A 15,879-nucleotide genomic window follows, 5' to 3' on the forward strand; every position below is an offset into this window, starting at 1 on the left:
TGACGCATGTCTATCAGCTTTCAACATATTTATCGCAGTTCTCGCGTTGCAGATTGGATGACACAAGACTTTCAGGGCTTTCAACTTGACAGCCGCCATGTGACAGCAGGGCAAATTTTTATTGCCCTGACCAGTTTGTCGCAGCCTGAAAAAACCGCACAATTTGCACAAGCCGCTTTAGATCAAGGTGCTTTGGCGGTGATTTCGGAAACTGAACTGGCAGTTGCCAATAATTTGGTGGTGCCAGATGTGCGTCAGCGCATGGGACAGTGGCAAAAACAATATTTACAAGCACGACAGCCTGTACCTTTAGCGCGTATGCTTGCAGTCACGGGCACCAATGGTAAAACCACGATTTCCCGCTTAATTGCTGAGTTGTTAATGTTACAAGCCCAACGCTGTGCGGTAATGGGCACCACAGGCAACGGAATTTTGCCTAATTTGGAAGCTTCAACACATACCACTTTAGATGCCTTGCAACTGCAAAATGCTTTATACAGCTATGCACAACAGGGGGCAAAATTTGCCGCAATTGAAGCCAGTTCACATGGTTTGGAGCAAGGGCGCTTAAATGGCTGCGATATTGAAATTGCGGTATATAGCAACCTGAGCCGTGATCATTTGGATTATCACGGTACTTTAGAGGCGTATGCTGCAGCCAAAGCCATGCTGTTTCAGTTTGCCAGTTTAAAAGTTGCAATTGTCAATTTAGATGATGAATATGCTGGGATCATGTTGCAAGCGGCGCAACAGAACCCTGCGCAACCGAAAATTTTGACTTATTCCACGCAGCAGGCGGCAGATTATCAAGTGCAGCAGATTGAATACAGTCTGAATGGTGTACGTTTCCATCTACAAACTGCTACGGCAGAATATATGGTGCAAAGTCCGTTGCTCGGACATTTTAATGTTGAAAATTTGCTGGCGAGTTTAATCGCAGCAGAGCAAGCAGGTTTTGCATTGCAGGACTTAATACACACGACTGCACAACTCAAAGGCGCACCGGGGCGTATGCAAGTGTTGCGTGATGCAGAGCGTTTATTTGTGGTGGATTATGCCCACACGCCAGATGCCCTAATTCAAGTGTTGCAAACCTTAAAACGCCATGTCAGTGCACAGCTTTGGGCGGTGTTTGGCTGCGGTGGAGATCGGGATCGTGGTAAACGCCCACTGATGACCCAAGCGGCATTGGACTATGCCAATGTTGTGCTTTTGACTTCTGATAACCCGCGTACAGAAGATCCTTTGCAAATTTTTGCCGATATGCAGACAGGTGTCGATTTGTCGGTAGCGCAGAGCCATGAAATTCATGATCGTCGTGAAGCGATTAAATATGCAGTCAAACATGCACAGTCAGGCGATATTGTCTTGATTGCAGGCAAAGGTCATGAAAATTATCAAGAAATAGATGGGGTAAGACACTGGTTTGATGATGTGGTTGAAGTGCAATCTGCGATTGATGCACAACATTGTTCACCTTCTGCTTATCCTGCCCAATAAGGAATTTGTATGCACACTTCCACCACCAGTACCGCAATTTTAGAACCTTGGACTGCCGAACAACTCAAACAGGCAACACAGGGTTATTGGTTCAATGGGCAAGCACCGCAAGGCGAGATTAAACGTATTTTAACCGATTCACGCCATGCTGAAGCAGGCGATGCCTTTTTGGCTTTAAAAGGTGAGCGTTTTGATGCGCATGATTTTGTGGCACAAGTAGCGACTCAGGGCTGTTCTATGGCAATTGTCAGCCAGCCTGTAGACGCAGATATTTGCCAATTGGTCGTGCCTGATACCCGTTTAGCCTTAGGACACTTGGGCGCATTTCGTCGTCAGCAACATCCACACTTAAAAGTGATTGCGTTAACAGGCAGTAGCGGTAAAACCACCACTAAAGAAATGCTCGGTAGTATTTTGTCACGTTTGGCACCGACTTTAATTACCCGTGGCAACCTGAATAATGACTTGGGTGTGCCGATGATGTTATTGGAGTTGAATGCTAGCCATCAATATGCAGTGATGGAATTGGGCGCCAGTCATCAAGGTGAAATCGATTACACCTCAAACTTGGTGCAGCCGCAGGTGGCAGGCATTATCAATATTGGTACTGCGCATTTGGGTGAGTTTGGTGGGCGTGATGGTATTTGTCGGGCCAAGTCTGAAATTTATGCACATATTGCCTCGCAAGGTACAGCGATTGTCCCTGCTGCAGATGATTTTGCCGAACAGATTCAGCAAGCGGTTCAGTCAGAACAGCGTCTAAGTTTTGGTGCAGGCGGTGATGTGTTTGCGACAGACATTCAGTTGCAGCCACAATCGGCAAGTTTTTGTTTAAATACTGCCCAAGGTGTGCGTCAGATTCACTTGCCATTCGCGGGTGAACACAATGTTCAGAATGCTACGGCTGCTGCTACTTTTGCACTGGCAATTGGCGTAAGTTTAGATGATATTGTCGCAGGCTTGGAACAGGCACAGGGGGCAAAAGGCCGTTTGAACTTTATTCAGCAAGGCACACATTTATTCATTGATGACACCTATAATGCCAATCCAACCTCTATGCGTGCTGCAGGTGAAGTCCTTGCACAGCAAACAGGTGTGCGAGTTATGGTAATTGGTGATATTGGTGAGCTGGGCAATAGCGCAGCACAACAGCACTATATGTTGGGGCGTGATTTGGTGTCTATTCGTGGCATCAACTTTGTGGTGGCAGTCGGTGAATTTGCACCAGCGACCCAAGAAGGTGCACGTAGTACCCAATATGGAAAAAAATTACAGGCTTTTGTCACTCAAGAACAAGCCTTGCCGTTTTTAATTGATCTGGTAAAAACACATCAACCTCAGTCCATGAGTTTCCTATTTAAAGGTTCTCGTTATACCCATATGGAAACGTTGATGGCTGCATTGATGGAGAAAATTTAAATGCTGTTATGGTTATTTGAGCAGCTGGCGGGCTATAACAGCTCGTTTCAGGTGGTTCGTTATTTAACATTACGTTCATTACTGAGTGTATTGACTGCGCTTGGCATCGGTTTGGTGCTAGGCCCTGTGATGATTCGTAAACTGCAAGCATTAAAATACGGTCAGGCAGTCAGCTCTTATGCACCTGAAGGGCATGCCAAAAAAATGGGTACGCCAACCATGGGCGGGGTATTAATCCTGCTTTCCATTGGTATTTCGACCCTATTATGGGCAGATTTATCTAACCCTTACGTCTGGATTGTACTGGCGGTCATGGTCATTTTTGGCGCTGTAGGCTGGGCAGATGATTGGATTAAAATTCGCTACAAAGACAATGCGGGTTTGCCTGCGCGTAAAAAATTCTTCTGGACTTCGGTAGCATCATTGGGTGCGGGTATTGCGTTGTATGTGATTGCAACCCAACAGCCAAATCCTGCACAAACCGCAGATATGCTGGATGTGTTGATTCCATTTTTTAAAGATTTCAGCATTCCATTGTCGTTGATTCCACTCGGTATTGGCTTCATTATCTTTACCTATTTGGTAATTAACGGTGCCTCAAATGCGGTGAACCTGACTGATGGTTTAGATGGTTTGGCAATTATGCCAATCGTGTTGGTTGCGGCAGGTTTGGGCGTCTTTGCCTACTTAGCGGGGGATGTTCGTTTTGCCGATTATCTGCATATCCCTTATGTGAAATATGCGTCTGAGTTGGTGGTAATCTGTGCCGCGATGATTGGTGCGGGCTTGGCCTTCTTGTGGTATAACGCGCATCCTGCACAAGTCTTTATGGGCGATGTCGGTGCACTGTCTTTGGGGGCAATGCTGGGTACGATTGCCGTGATGGTACGTCAGGAAATCGTGTTTGCGATTATGGGCGGAGTGTTTGTGGTTGAAGCGATTTCGGTATTCCTGCAAATTGGCTCACTACGTATGCGCAATAAACGGGTATTCTTAATGGCGCCGTTGCATCACCACTATGAAAAGAAAGGCTGGCGTGAAACTCAAGTGGTGATTCGTTTCTGGATTATCACAATTATGCTGGTGGTTTTAGGTTTAATGACTTTAAAATTACGTTAAGCCTATCCAACCGAAAATTTTAAAAGTCGGCACTCGCCGACTTTTTTATGTGGTTCACTCTGGAGAAAATGATGAATTTGCTGATGTGTCCTGTGTGTCGTCAGGTATTGCAACTGCATGATCGAACGTGGCGTTGTGCCAACAATCACAGCTATGATGTTGCGAAACAAGGCTACGTCAATTTGCATGTGGTGCAGCATAAGCACAGTAAAAATCCGGGGGATACACCTGCTTCGGTGCAGGCACGTCGCGCATTTTTAAGTGCAGGGCATTATGCGCCCTTGCAACAGGCAGTGGTGCAAAAAATTCGCACCTTACGCATCGAAAATTTGTTGGATATTGGCTGTGGTGAAGGCTATTACACCGCTGCCATGCAAGGCGAAGTGTTGCAGTGTGTCGGGGTGGATATTGCCAAGAATGCCGTACAAGTGGCGGCGAAACTGAATCCCGCAGTGACTTGGGTGGTGGGGACAGGGGCAACTTTGCCTGTTTTAGAACATTGTATTGATTTATGTGCCAGCTTGTTTAGCCCAATTCCGCAACAGGAAATTTTACGGGTTTTAAAACCACAAGGCTATTTGTTGGTAGTAACGCCTGCGCCTGAGCATTTATTGGCGATGCGTCAAGCTTTGTTTGAAGAAGTGAAGCCGCATGAACCTGAAAAATTTATCGCTCAATTACAAGATGCCTTTGATTTAGTCGATGCTAGCGTGGTGGAAACGCCGTTGCAGCTCAATCAAAGCGATTTAAATCATTTAATTGCCATGACACCTTATGCTTACAAAGCCAAAGCAGAGCGTCGTCAGACCTTGGAACAACAAACCCAATTTGATGTGACAGCACAGCATCAAATTTATCTGTTTCAGAAAAAGTAAGTTTGAGTGCTTCTGTCAAACTCATACTTTTGAAAAACTGACTGTCAGTAAAGTTTAAGTTGTACCCATAAAAAAGCCCTTATTTTTGTAAATGAGGGCTTTTTTCTGACTGCTTATCTGCGGTTATAAGACTTCATCAATTAAGTTTTCTAATGCATCGGGAGCAGGTTTGGCTGCATTGGGTTTAGCAGGGTTGTTGCTTGGCGCTTGCATGGCAGGCGGTGCAGCATTGTCAGGAATTAACACTTCCTCGCCTGGTAAGTCGTCAAAATCACGCTCAGGCGCGCGTACTGGTGCTGCAGGTGCAGGTCGATACAATGGTCGTGCCAATGGCGGTGAAGCACGATAATCCTGCTGTTGTTCTGCGCTCATTTGATTGAGTTCACGCTGTGGCGCTTTGGCTTTGCTGTCCAAACTGACCCAAGCTTCAGGTGTGCCTTTGAGTGCATTACCCATAAAGTCTGTCCAAATTGGCAGCGCTGCGATACCACCGTATTCACGACGTCCTAAAGTGGTCGGTTGGTCAAAGCCGACCCAAGCTACGGTCACCAGTTTACCATTGAAACCTGCGAACCAAGCGTCTTTGGCATCGTTGGTGGTTCCTGTTTTACCACCAATATCACCACGACCAATTCTAAGTGCAGCACGTCCAGTACCGTGTTGAATCACGTCACGTAAAATATTGGACATATCATACGCCGAGCTAGATTTTAAAATACGTTGTGCCTGTTTGTACTGACTACGCTCTGCCAATAAGTTCGGATATTGTTCAGCTTGTGCCAGTTTTTTATTGGTGACTTCAATCACTTCATCATCTGGTGTAGTGGCTTCGGCACTTTCCAACGTTTGTTCTTTGGCATTAATACAAGCAATACACGCATATTCAGGATTAGCTTGATAAATCACTTTGCCATAAGCATCTTCAATACGGTTAATGAAGTGCGGTTGAATACGGTAACCACCGTTGGCAAAAGTGGCATAGCCCGTGGCCATTTGAATAGGCAAAACTTGTGGTGTACCCAATGCAATAGTGTAGTTACGTGGAATCTGATCTTCCTGCAAACCAAAATCCATGAATAGTTGGCGGGTACGCTCAATACCGACTTCTTGTAATAAGCGTACCGAAACCGTGTTACGAGATAAATAGAGAGCACGACGTAACGGAATCATGCCTAAATGGCGACCATCGGAGTTACGTGGTGACCATTTACCAATGGTGATTGGACTGTCATTGACCATGGTGTGTGGCGTCATACCACGCTCTAAAGCCAGAGCATACACAAAAGGTTTGATGGTGGAACCCGGTTGACGCCAACCTTGTAAAGTACGGTTGAACTTAGATTGATAGAAGTTGTATCCACCGACCAACGCTTCAATGGCGCCATTATTCGGGTTAATTGCGACCAATTGACCTTGCACTTTCGGTACTTGTACCAATGACCAAGCGGTTTTATTTTCATTTGGACGTAAACGGACAATATCTTTGACTTTTACAATCTGTGCCGCACGACTTGGCGCATTGCCTACACTGTTGGCATTGCGATAGGGGCGCGCCCAAGACATACCTGACCATGGTACAGTAACTGTTGTGCCATCTTGCATTAACGCTTCAAAAGAATTATTCAGCACTTTGCTGACTTGCGCAGGGTAGGTGTTGGCATAAGCACGAAACTCATTCAGCGGTTTGTCGTGTGCCTCTGCACCACGCCAGCCGTGGCGACGGTCATAGGCTTCTAAGCCTTCTTGTACCGCCTGTTCTGCGTACATTTGACGTTTGCTGTCTACCGTGGTGTAAACTTTATAGCCCGAATCAACCGCTTGTTCACCAAATTTACTGACCAGTTCAGCACGCACCATTTCACCAATATACGGATGTTTATTGCTGATGCTGCGGTCTGGCATATCTAAATTAATCGGTTCAGCAATGGCTTTTTGGTATTCATTTTGGTTGATATAGCCCAGTTGCAGCATACGTCCCAAAATCCAGTTGCGACGCTCCAAAGCACGCTCAGGATTTACCACGGGATTGTAGCGCGAAGGTGCTTTAGGTAGGCCTGCAATCATCGCCATTTGTGCAATCGACAGTTCTTCTAGGCTTTTGTTGTAATAAATTTTGGCAGCTGCCGCGATGCCATAGGCATTTTTACCCAAAAAGATTTTATTGACGTATAAGGTCAAAATTTCTTCTTTGCTCAGGTTTTGTTCAATTTTACGCGCTAAAAAGATTTCGGTGAGTTTACGCTTTAAAGTACGATCAGGGCTGAGATAATAGTTTTTTGCCACTTGCATGGTAATGGTTGAGCCGCCAGTTTGCACATTGGAGCCTGTTACCGCCTCGCTCAACGCGCGCCCTAAGCCTTTGAAGCTAATCCCACTGTGTTCAAAAAAGGCAGAATCTTCGGCTGCTAAGAACGCAAAAATGAATTTTTCAGGAATATGTTCATAATCGACAGGCACAGAAAGCTTGCCGCCATACTCGGCAATTAGCTCATTATCGGCACTATAAACCTGTAATGGTTTTAATAATGGCGCTTTTTTTAAGGTGGTCATTTCTGGCAAAGATGGGGCAATATAGAGATACATGCCATAGAAACCCATCGGTATTGCGACCAAAATTATAATTATGATCAAAAAAAATGGATGAACACGACCCGAACAAGATAGCTTTTTCATAACAAGTGCGTTTTAATAAGCGCTAATAGCAAACTAATTGCTGGTCAGTATAGCGAGTAGATTTACGGATTGTTAGATGAATTATTGTATCCGTAAAAAATTATAGACCAGCGCGGATTAGTAGGTTAAATTTTTTTGGGGATAAAAAAATAATAGGAATGGTACTATTGTGCGTAGGTTATATCGTAAGCCAAGTAAGGGGTTAATAGGTGTAGATATTAGTTCTACTTCTGTTAAGTTATTAGAACTCTCTGTTAAGAATGGTAGATACTGGGTCGAGAGCTATGCGCTGGTCCCACTTCCAGAAGGCAGTGTGGTCGAAAAAAACATTCTCAATCCAGAAGCAGTCGGGGATGCGCTTGAACGTGCATTGAACTTAGCAAACACGCAATCTACATCTGCAGCCTTAGCAATTCCAACATCAATGGTAATTACCAAAATCATTGAAATGGATGCAGATATGACTAGCGATGAGCGTGAAGTTCAAATTCGTATGGACGCCGAGCAATATATTCCATTCCCATTAGATGAAGTCAGCCTAGACTTTGAAGTCCAACCAGACCGTTTAGCCAATCCAAACCGAGTCAATGTGTTACTGGTTGCAACACGTTTAGAAAACGTAGAAGCACGAGTAGAAGCATTGGAGTTGGGCGGCTTGACAGCCAAAATTGCCGATGTCGAAAGTTTTGCCATCGAAAATGCCTTTAAAGTGTTCTCCGATACCCTGCCAATGGGTGTGAACACCATTGGTATTTTGGATATTGGTCATACCATGACCACCTTGTCGGTACTGCAAAATAACAAAATTATTTATACCCGCGAGCAAACCTTTGGCGGTAAGCAGCTGACACAAGAAATTCAAAACCGTTATGGTTTATCGTATGAAGAAGCGGGACGTGCCAAAAAGAGCCGTACCTTGCCAGATGATTACGACGTTGAGGTGTTGGAGCCGTTCTTGGAGGCTGTGGTACAACAAGCCGCACGTTCATTGCAGTTCTTCTTTTCATCTTCACAATTTAACGAAATTGATCACATTTTATTGGCAGGGGGGAATGCCAATATTCCAGGTCTTGCGAAATTATTGCAGCAAAAACTGGGCTACCGTGTGACCATTGCCAATCCATTCTTGCAAATGGGCTTCTCTCCACAAATCGACATTAAAAGAATTGAAAGTGATGCACCATCCTTGATGGTGGCATGTGGTTTAGCAATGAGGAGTTTTGATTAATGGCAAAGATTAACTTACTCCCTTGGCGCGATGAGCTAAGAGAAAAACGTAAAAAAGAATTTATTGTATTTTGTATTGCAGCAGCTGCTGTTGGGATGTTATTGGTGGCTTTGGCGTGGTTCTTCTACAACGCGAAGTTACAAGATCAAGAACAAGCCAATCAATTGGTGATCAGTACCAACCAAAACCTAGATGTACAATTAAAATCTTTAGAAGGCTTGCAAGAACAGCGTAATGCTATTGTTGAGCGCATGAAGCTTATTCAGGGCTTACAAAGTCAGCGTCCAATTGCCGTGCGTTTGGTGGATGAATTGGTGCGTGTGACACCAAGCAATATGTACTTAACCAAAGTGAGCCGTACAGGCAATAAATTCACTTTTGAAGGCAAGGCTGAAAGTCCAAATACTGTGGCTGAATTCTTGCGTAATTTGGAAGCATCGCCGTGGTATCGCAATGCATTTATGAATTCATTCTTAGCCAAAGAAGAAAATAAAGATAAAGCACCAAGCTCTGTGGTTCCTCGTGTAGAGGAAAGTTACGGTACTTTTGTAGTAACTTCAGATTTAGAAGAAATTGCAATTCCAGTAACACCAACAGAATCTAATTCAACATCAGCAGCGGGGGCAGCACAATGAGTCTCGATGAATTTGATGAAGTAAATCAGGATGCTGCTGTTGCTCCGAAAAAGAAAATGACAGTTGAAAAGTTTTTTCAACAGTTCAATACCCTAGATCCTAACAATTATGGTGCTTGGCCACTTTCGGTCAAAATTACCTGCTGGATTTTTATTATTTTCCTGATTCTAGCTTTAGGTTACTTTGTCGTAATCAAGCCAAAGTTAGATGCCATTGCAGCAGCACATACACAAGAACAAAACTTGTTAAATGAGTTCCGTGAAAAAGATTCTAAATTGCGTAATTTGCAGCAATACCAAGCGCAATTACAAGAAATGGAAGCGAACTTTAACCAACAACTTGAACAATTGCCAAAAGAAACTGAAATTCCAGGTTTAGTTGAAGATATTAACGTGACAGGCGTGAATTCAGGTTTGAAGTTTAAAAACATTCGTTTAGAGAATGAAATTAAACAAGAGTTCTTTATTGAACAGCCAATTTCAATTGAAGCGACAGGCGATTATCATGCCTTTGGTTCATTCGTAAGCGGTACAGCAGCATTGCCACGTATTGTGACCATGCACGACTTTGAAATTGTGGCGACTGAAAATAAAGACAAGAAAACCGATATTCCGCAAGTAACCTATAAAGCGCATGCAAAAACTTATCGTTATGTAGGCAGTGCAGATGCGCAAACTACAATGGAAAGCAGTGCAACCGATACTGCTGCGAATAGCGAGAAGAGTAATAAAAGAGTAAATAATACTGCGAAAAGGGGTAAAAAATGAAAATTGAAAAGCTTTCGTTAGCCCTGTTGGCAACTGTATTAATGGTTGGTTGTGATTCACGGATTGATGCAGTCAATGCACAAATGGCTGAAATTCGTAATCAGCCACCACTACCCATTGAACCTGCACCTGTGTTTGAGCCTGCACCAACCTTTAACTATGCAGCACACCAGCTCAAAAGCCCATTTATGCCAAGTTCATTGGCGGCAGAGCTTAAAATTATGGCAGGGAAGCGCGTTTATCCGAACCTTGCTCGCCAGTTACAACCACTGGAAAATTACGCACTTGAGTCACTGACTATGAAAGGCAGTATGCGTCAAAATGGTCAAATTTTGGCATTGATTCAAACACCTGATGGTGAAATTGAGCGTATCCAGCGTGGTAGCTATATGGGGGTAAATCATGGTCGTGTGGTGAATATTACACCTACACAAATTGATTTAATCGAAATTATTCCAGATGGTCGTGAAGGTTATGTAGAACGTCCAAGAAGTTTAGTTTTAATTGGGCCTGCGCCATAAATTAAAGGAATAAAAATGAATAACAGTGTGAAAGATTTTATTTTTGGGGATGGTAATACAATGAACAATTTGTTCCGTCAGTTTTCAATGGGCGCAGTCGCAATGGCAGTGATGCAAGTTGCCAATGCCCAAGTCAGCATTACCAACATCGTACCCATGCAAATTCCGGGACAGGGCACCGAAATTCGTGTCATGTTTAATGGTTTGCCACCTCAACCTGCAGCATATCAGCTGGAACAACCTTCCCGCTTGATTTTAGATTTTGATAAAGCGCAACAAACGCTGAAGCAAAACAGCGTTGCAGTCGCGACCAAAGAAGCCAGCTCTGTAGAGGTAAGCTCAGATGCACAGCGTTCACGTTTAACTGTGAACTTGGCCGATGCGGGCGCATTTACCACGCGTGTTGAAGGCAACACCTTTATTTTAAAAATCAACTCAACAACGGCAACCCCTGTGGCTGCCGTGACTGCCCAACGTAGTGCGCAAGGTGTATCCAATATTGGTTTCCAGCGTGGCGGTGAAGGTGAAGGTCAGGTGGTGATTGATCTACTCGGTAGCAATACGCCTGTAGATGTGCAGCAGCAAGGCAGCAAAATTGTGGTGCGTACTTTAGGCAATAAAGTACCAACACATTTGGCACGCCGTTTAAATGTAAATGATTTTGCAACACCTGTGTCGACCATTGATGCACATAATGATGGCAGCAATGGCGTGATTACCATTCAAGCTGCAGGCAGCTATGAATATATGGCGTATCAAGCAGAAGACAAGCTAACCATCAGCTTAAAACGCCCTGTCGATAAAAACCCGTTTAAACCGCGTGCAGCGCAAAGCTATACAGGCAAAAAGATTTCACTGGATTTCCAAGACATCGAAGTGCGTCGTGTATTGCAGTTATTGGCTGATTTCACAGGCATTAACATGGTGGCAGCAGACACTGTGCAAGGCAACATTACCTTACGTTTAAAAGATGTACCTTGGGATCAGGCTTTAGATATTATCCTGAAAACCAAAAACTTAGATAAGCGTCGTAATGGCAACGTGATTTGGATTGCACCTGTTTCTGAATTGATTAAAGCCGAAGAAGAAGAAGCCAAAGCGATTGCGCAAAGTGTGAAACTGGCGCCACTACAAACTGAATATATTCAATTGAACTATGCCAAAGCGGCAGATATTGAAAAACTAATTACGCAAGGCAAGAATGCATCACGTGGTGGTTCAAATACCAATACAGGTACTGATCCATTAGGCGATAGCGTTGGTAGCTTGTTGAGTCCACGCGGTACAGTGTCGGTAGATCCACGTACCAATACCTTAATCATCAACGATACATCGGCAAAAATTGATCAGATTCGTCAAATGATTGATTTGCTAGATGTATCTGTGAAGCAGGTGATGATTGAAGCACGTATTGTTCGTGCAACCACAGATTTCACCAAGGAAATGGGGGTGAAGTGGGGCATCTTGTCACAAGGGATTACCAATAATAACCACTTGTTGGTGGGTGGTAGCGATACGACTTTGTGGAACTTGCGTGAACCAGAAAAAGATAGTGATACGGGTGGTTGGAAGTACGAAATTGAACGTCCACAAAACCTGAATGTCGATTTGGGTGTGACCAGTCCAGGTGCCAGCCGTATTGCATTTGGTTTAATCAGCTTGTCTGACTTTATGCTCGATTTGGAGTTGTCGGCATTACAAGCAGATGGTTACGGTGAAGTGATTTCGACACCAAAAGTTCTGACTGCAGATAAGCAAAATGCCAAAGTGGCATCGGGTACGCAAATTCCGTATCAATCTTCTGAAGGTGGTGGTGTCAATGCCGTATCTACTACAGAATTCATTGATGCGACTTTAAGTTTGGATGTGACCCCAAGTATCACGCCTGACGGTAAAGTCCAAATGCAATTAAATATCACCAGTGACTCACCAGGTGCACCTACACCTACAGGTCAGCTCACCATTAACAAGAACGCGGTGAATACCAACGTTTTGGTAGATAATGGTGAAACTGTGGTCTTGGGTGGTATTTTTGAGCAACAAACGGCTAACTCACAAACCAAAGTTCCATTCTTGGGCGATATTCCTTATATCGGACGTTTATTCCGTAAAGATATCAAGTCGGACAACAAACGTGAGTTGCTGATTTTTGTTACACCACGAATTGTTAATGACAGTGTTTCAAGAAATCATTAATATATTTTCAATTTAAACAAAATTTATAGGTGACTCCTTGCTAAGCAAAGAGTTTGACACCCTACCAAATATCTATTTGGTAGGGCCGATGGGGGCAGGCAAAACCACTGTAGGACGCCATTTGGCGGAATTGTTAGGGCGTGAATTTCTAGACAGTGATCATGAAATTGAACGCAAAACAGGCGCTACGATTCCTTGGATCTTTGAAAAAGAAGGTGAACAAGGGTTTCGTAGTCGTGAAACAGCGGTTATTGATGAGTTAACCACACGGCATAAACTTGTACTTGCTACAGGTGGCGGTGCGGTGACTCAAGCCCCGAATCGAGACTTCTTAAAACAACGTGGTATTGTTGTTTATCTATATACCCCTGTCGAAATTCAACTTCAGCGAACCTATCGCGATAAAAACCGTCCTTTACTTCAAGTCGAAAACCCCGAACAAAGATTACGTGATTTGCTTGCAGTGCGTGATCCGTTGTATCGTGAGGTGGCACATTATATTATTGAAACCAATCAGGGTGCTGCGCGAGATTTGGCGCAAAAAATCTTAAATACGATTGTTTCAGAGCAAATATCTTAGGTAGAAAGCGACTTTTTCATGCAGACTTTACACGTTGAACTCGGCGATCGCCGTTACCCAATTTTTATTGGCAGTGATCTTCAGCCCCAAGAATTACTTGCACCTTATATTAAAGGTCAGCAAGTCATGATTGTGACCAATACCACGGTTGCACCTTTGTATTTAAATCACTATGTGACGGCTGTTGAAGCACTGGGCAAGAAAGTGGCAACCTGTATTTTGCCTGATGGAGAAAAATACAAAGATATTCAGCATCTCACCCTTATTTTTGATGCCTTGCTGGAAGCTGGTTTTAACCGTGATTGTACGGTGCTGGCTTTGGGCGGTGGCGTGATTGGAGATATGGCAGGTTTTGCTTCGGCAAGCTTTCAGCGTGGGGTGTACTTCGTTCAAGTACCAACTACTTTACTGTCACAAGTCGATTCCAGTGTCGGTGGCAAAACAGGGATTAATCATCCGCTGGGTAAAAACATGATTGGTGCATTTCAGCAGCCCCAAGTGGTGTTGGCAGATATGTCGCAACTGAATACTTTACCTGAGCGTGAGTTGTCTGCAGGCCTAGCCGAAGTCATTAAATATGCGCTTTTGGGTGATGTCGAGTTTCTAGAATGGCTTGAAACGCACATGGAAGCATTAGTGGCGCGTGATCCTGCTGTACTGGCAGAAGCGGTATATCGTTCATGTGCACATAAAGCACGTATTGTTGCTAATGATGAAAAAGAGCAAGGTGAACGCGCTTTATTGAATCTTGGGCACACCTTCGGACACGCGATTGAATCTTATTTGGGCTATGGTAAATGGTTACATGGTGAAGCTGTTGCGACAGGGATGGTGATGGCAGCCGATTTATCACAGCGTATGGGCTGGATTTCTGTCGCAGATGTAGAGCGTACAAAAAATATCATTTCTCGTGCCAATTTACCGATAGTATGTCCGCAAATTCCACTGGATCAGTTTTTGGCTTATATGGCACACGATAAAAAAGTGCTGAATGGTCAATTACGTTTGGTGCTCATGAAGCAATTGGGTCAAGCCATCATCACCAAAGAGTTTGACTTAGAATTGATGAAACAGGCGATTTTAGCCAATCAAGCATAAAAGGCAGCATATGACAGCACTGCGTACACACTGGCAAAAAATTCAACAGTCAATTTGGTTGCTGGGCGCGGTGCTGTGTTTATTGGCGGCACTGATTTTTTGGGCGGTGACAGACCGTGAAGAACTGGTTGAAATTGAAAAACAACTAGAGTCTGAAATTGAATTACAAATTCAACCCGAAAAGGTTGCTGCAACCACCTATTTGGGTGGTTTGCAAGAAGAAGTCCGCCCTTTGGAACTCACCACGCGTTTAACAGCTTCTGGTTTGCATGAGGCTGAATATCGCGGTACTAAATTTATTCAGGAACAAAAAAATAACAGCACGATTGAACTGTTTCGGGTCAATGATGAAAACATCATTAAAAGTTTTATTAAAAAGCAAACAGATCGGAGCAAGCTGTTTTATATTCGTTTAAGCGGTGAGGGGCAGGCTGAACAATATGTGATGTTATATGGCAGTTTTGGCAATAAACGTGACGCTGCACATGCTTTGACAGCGCTGCCATTCAAATTTCCTGAAACCATTCAGCCTGTAGTGGTGCAATTTGCAGATTATCGTCCTTATGTCAATGATTTAGGGGCGGATGAAATGGGGCTGAGCACTAAGCTATATGCGGTAAATTTACGTCCAGCAGCTGTGCCTAAAATAGATGAAAGTGCTTTGGCACGTCCACCTGCAACCACAACGACTGCACCGACTACGCAGGCAGTTGCACCGCAAAATAGTACCACCAGCACTACAATTACCCGCCGTGATCAGGAGGGTAATGTCGTTGATGTACAAAAATCACAAAGTGGTACAGCACCTGCTCAGCCAGATGCACCTGAACCTGAAGTGCGCGATCCTTTTAACCAATCATAAACACTTCCAATATTCTTTTAGCTCAAGTCGAGTCATTCAAATAGCTACTTGAGCTTTATCCTTTTTGTCTATTATTTGCATTGAGCTATTTTGGCTCAATTGCACCAATTTGATCTAAAAAAATTATTCTTCTCACTAAAAAATGCGTTCTAAAATGGCGCAGCATGGTGTATAAAAATAATGAAATGCACAAAAATAGTGCGAATTTGACTTAAAAATGTGATCTGATTTTACATTTTTAGGGTTAAAGCTGAGATTTGGCTCATGTGCGAATAAAAAATAAAGTTGGCATTGTTTTTGCTTTTATTGGTGCGTGAATTGAGTTGTTGTCCCTATTTTGGCGCAAAAAAGATTCAATGATTGTGCGAAACTGTCAAATTTGCCTGCTACATTAAAGTGTAAAAGT

At 43.8% G+C, this 15,879-nt stretch carries 13 protein-coding genes; 12 read left to right on the forward strand and 1 reads right to left on the reverse strand.

The annotated features are described in order from the left end of the window. The first annotated feature begins 6 nt into the window (after positions 1-6). The 4 genes from FTV41_RS00125 (at position 7) to FTV41_RS00140 (ending at position 4,913) form a co-directional block, all read left to right on the forward strand. Positions 7-1,500 carry a UDP-N-acetylmuramoyl-L-alanyl-D-glutamate--2,6-diaminopimelate ligase gene (locus FTV41_RS00125; protein ID WP_179995884.1) on the forward strand — a complete coding sequence of 498 codons (1,494 nt, stop codon included), beginning with the start codon at positions 7-9 and terminating at the stop codon, positions 1,498-1,500. A 9-nt stretch (positions 1,501-1,509) separates the two neighbouring features. Beyond that, positions 1,510-2,919, forward strand: a complete 1,410-nt coding sequence (gene murF / locus FTV41_RS00130; RefSeq protein ID WP_179995885.1) for a UDP-N-acetylmuramoyl-tripeptide--D-alanyl-D-alanine ligase — start codon at positions 1,510-1,512, stop codon at positions 2,917-2,919. Further along, positions 2,920-4,038: a phospho-N-acetylmuramoyl-pentapeptide-transferase gene (gene mraY / locus FTV41_RS00135; RefSeq protein WP_019836136.1), complete on the forward strand. Its 1,119-nt coding sequence runs from the start codon at positions 2,920-2,922 to the stop codon at positions 4,036-4,038. It begins immediately after the preceding gene. 71 nt (positions 4,039-4,109) lie between these two features. Beyond that, on the forward strand, positions 4,110-4,913 hold the full coding sequence (locus tag FTV41_RS00140; RefSeq protein WP_004974455.1) for a putative RNA methyltransferase: 804 nt from the start codon (positions 4,110-4,112) through the stop codon (positions 4,911-4,913). 123 nt (positions 4,914-5,036) lie between these two features. Here FTV41_RS00140 and ponA read toward each other — a convergent pair whose 3' ends face one another. Beyond that, positions 5,037-7,586 carry a penicillin-binding protein PBP1a gene (gene ponA, locus FTV41_RS00145; protein WP_179995886.1) on the reverse strand — a complete coding sequence of 850 codons (2,550 nt, stop codon included), beginning with the start codon at positions 7,584-7,586 and terminating at the stop codon, positions 5,037-5,039. Between the two features lie 169 nt (positions 7,587-7,755). Here ponA and FTV41_RS00150 point away from each other — a divergent pair, with 169 nt between their 5' ends. Genes FTV41_RS00150 through FTV41_RS00185 form a run of 8 tightly spaced genes read left to right on the forward strand, consistent with a single transcriptional unit; the run spans position 7,756 to position 15,473 of the window. After that, positions 7,756-8,814, forward strand: a complete 1,059-nt coding sequence (locus FTV41_RS00150; RefSeq protein ID WP_004974460.1) for a pilus assembly protein PilM — start codon at positions 7,756-7,758, stop codon at positions 8,812-8,814. Beyond that, entirely contained in the window at positions 8,814-9,449 is a 636-nt protein-coding gene (locus tag FTV41_RS00155; RefSeq protein ID WP_179995887.1) for a PilN domain-containing protein, read from the forward strand. The genes FTV41_RS00150 and FTV41_RS00155 overlap by 1 nt, the downstream gene beginning before the upstream one ends. Then, entirely contained in the window at positions 9,446-10,216 is a 771-nt protein-coding gene (locus FTV41_RS00160) for a type 4a pilus biogenesis protein PilO (protein ID WP_179995888.1), read from the forward strand. The genes FTV41_RS00155 and FTV41_RS00160 overlap by 4 nt, the downstream gene beginning before the upstream one ends. Further along, positions 10,213-10,737: a pilus assembly protein PilP gene (locus FTV41_RS00165; protein ID WP_104852650.1), complete on the forward strand. Its 525-nt coding sequence runs from the start codon at positions 10,213-10,215 to the stop codon at positions 10,735-10,737. Before FTV41_RS00160 ends, FTV41_RS00165 begins: the two co-directional genes overlap by 4 nt. Before the next feature lie 60 nt (positions 10,738-10,797). Further along, complete coding sequence (locus FTV41_RS00170) at positions 10,798-12,933, forward strand: type IV pilus secretin PilQ (protein WP_179996007.1); 2,136 nt, start codon at positions 10,798-10,800, stop codon at positions 12,931-12,933. A 37-nt stretch (positions 12,934-12,970) separates the two neighbouring features. Then, positions 12,971-13,513 carry a shikimate kinase AroK gene (gene aroK / locus FTV41_RS00175; RefSeq protein ID WP_004974468.1) on the forward strand — a complete coding sequence of 181 codons (543 nt, stop codon included), beginning with the start codon at positions 12,971-12,973 and terminating at the stop codon, positions 13,511-13,513. Positions 13,514-13,531: 18 nt separating this feature from the next. Next, positions 13,532-14,611, forward strand: a complete 1,080-nt coding sequence (gene aroB / locus FTV41_RS00180) for a 3-dehydroquinate synthase (RefSeq protein ID WP_179995889.1) — start codon at positions 13,532-13,534, stop codon at positions 14,609-14,611. 10 nt (positions 14,612-14,621) lie between these two features. Then, positions 14,622-15,473: a hypothetical protein gene (locus tag FTV41_RS00185; protein ID WP_179995890.1), complete on the forward strand. Its 852-nt coding sequence runs from the start codon at positions 14,622-14,624 to the stop codon at positions 15,471-15,473. The last annotated feature ends 406 nt before the right edge of the window (positions 15,474-15,879 follow it).

The organism is Acinetobacter sp. YH16051, assembly GCF_013417135.1.
Taxonomy (GTDB): Bacteria; Pseudomonadota; Gammaproteobacteria; order Pseudomonadales; family Moraxellaceae; genus Acinetobacter; species Acinetobacter towneri.

Bases quoted from the DNA above. Each gene is read 5' to 3' on its own strand.
- FTV41_RS00125 (WP_179995884.1), top strand. From the start codon at position 7: ATGTCTATCAGCTTTCAACATATTTATCGCAGTTCTCGCGTTGCAGAT.
- murF (WP_179995885.1), top strand. From the start codon at position 1,510: ATGCACACTTCCACCACCAGTACCGCAATTTTAGAACCTTGGACTGCC.
- mraY (WP_019836136.1), top strand. From the start codon at position 2,920: ATGCTGTTATGGTTATTTGAGCAGCTGGCGGGCTATAACAGCTCGTTT.
- FTV41_RS00140 (WP_004974455.1), top strand. From the start codon at position 4,110: ATGAATTTGCTGATGTGTCCTGTGTGTCGTCAGGTATTGCAACTGCAT.
- ponA (WP_179995886.1), bottom strand. From the start codon at position 7,586: ATGAAAAAGCTATCTTGTTCGGGTCGTGTTCATCCATTTTTTTTGATC.
- FTV41_RS00155 (WP_179995887.1), top strand. From the start codon at position 8,814: ATGGCAAAGATTAACTTACTCCCTTGGCGCGATGAGCTAAGAGAAAAA.
- FTV41_RS00160 (WP_179995888.1), top strand. From the start codon at position 9,446: ATGAGTCTCGATGAATTTGATGAAGTAAATCAGGATGCTGCTGTTGCT.
- FTV41_RS00165 (WP_104852650.1), top strand. From the start codon at position 10,213: ATGAAAATTGAAAAGCTTTCGTTAGCCCTGTTGGCAACTGTATTAATG.
- FTV41_RS00170 (WP_179996007.1), top strand. From the start codon at position 10,798: ATGAACAATTTGTTCCGTCAGTTTTCAATGGGCGCAGTCGCAATGGCA.
- aroB (WP_179995889.1), top strand. From the start codon at position 13,532: ATGCAGACTTTACACGTTGAACTCGGCGATCGCCGTTACCCAATTTTT.
- FTV41_RS00185 (WP_179995890.1), top strand. From the start codon at position 14,622: ATGACAGCACTGCGTACACACTGGCAAAAAATTCAACAGTCAATTTGG.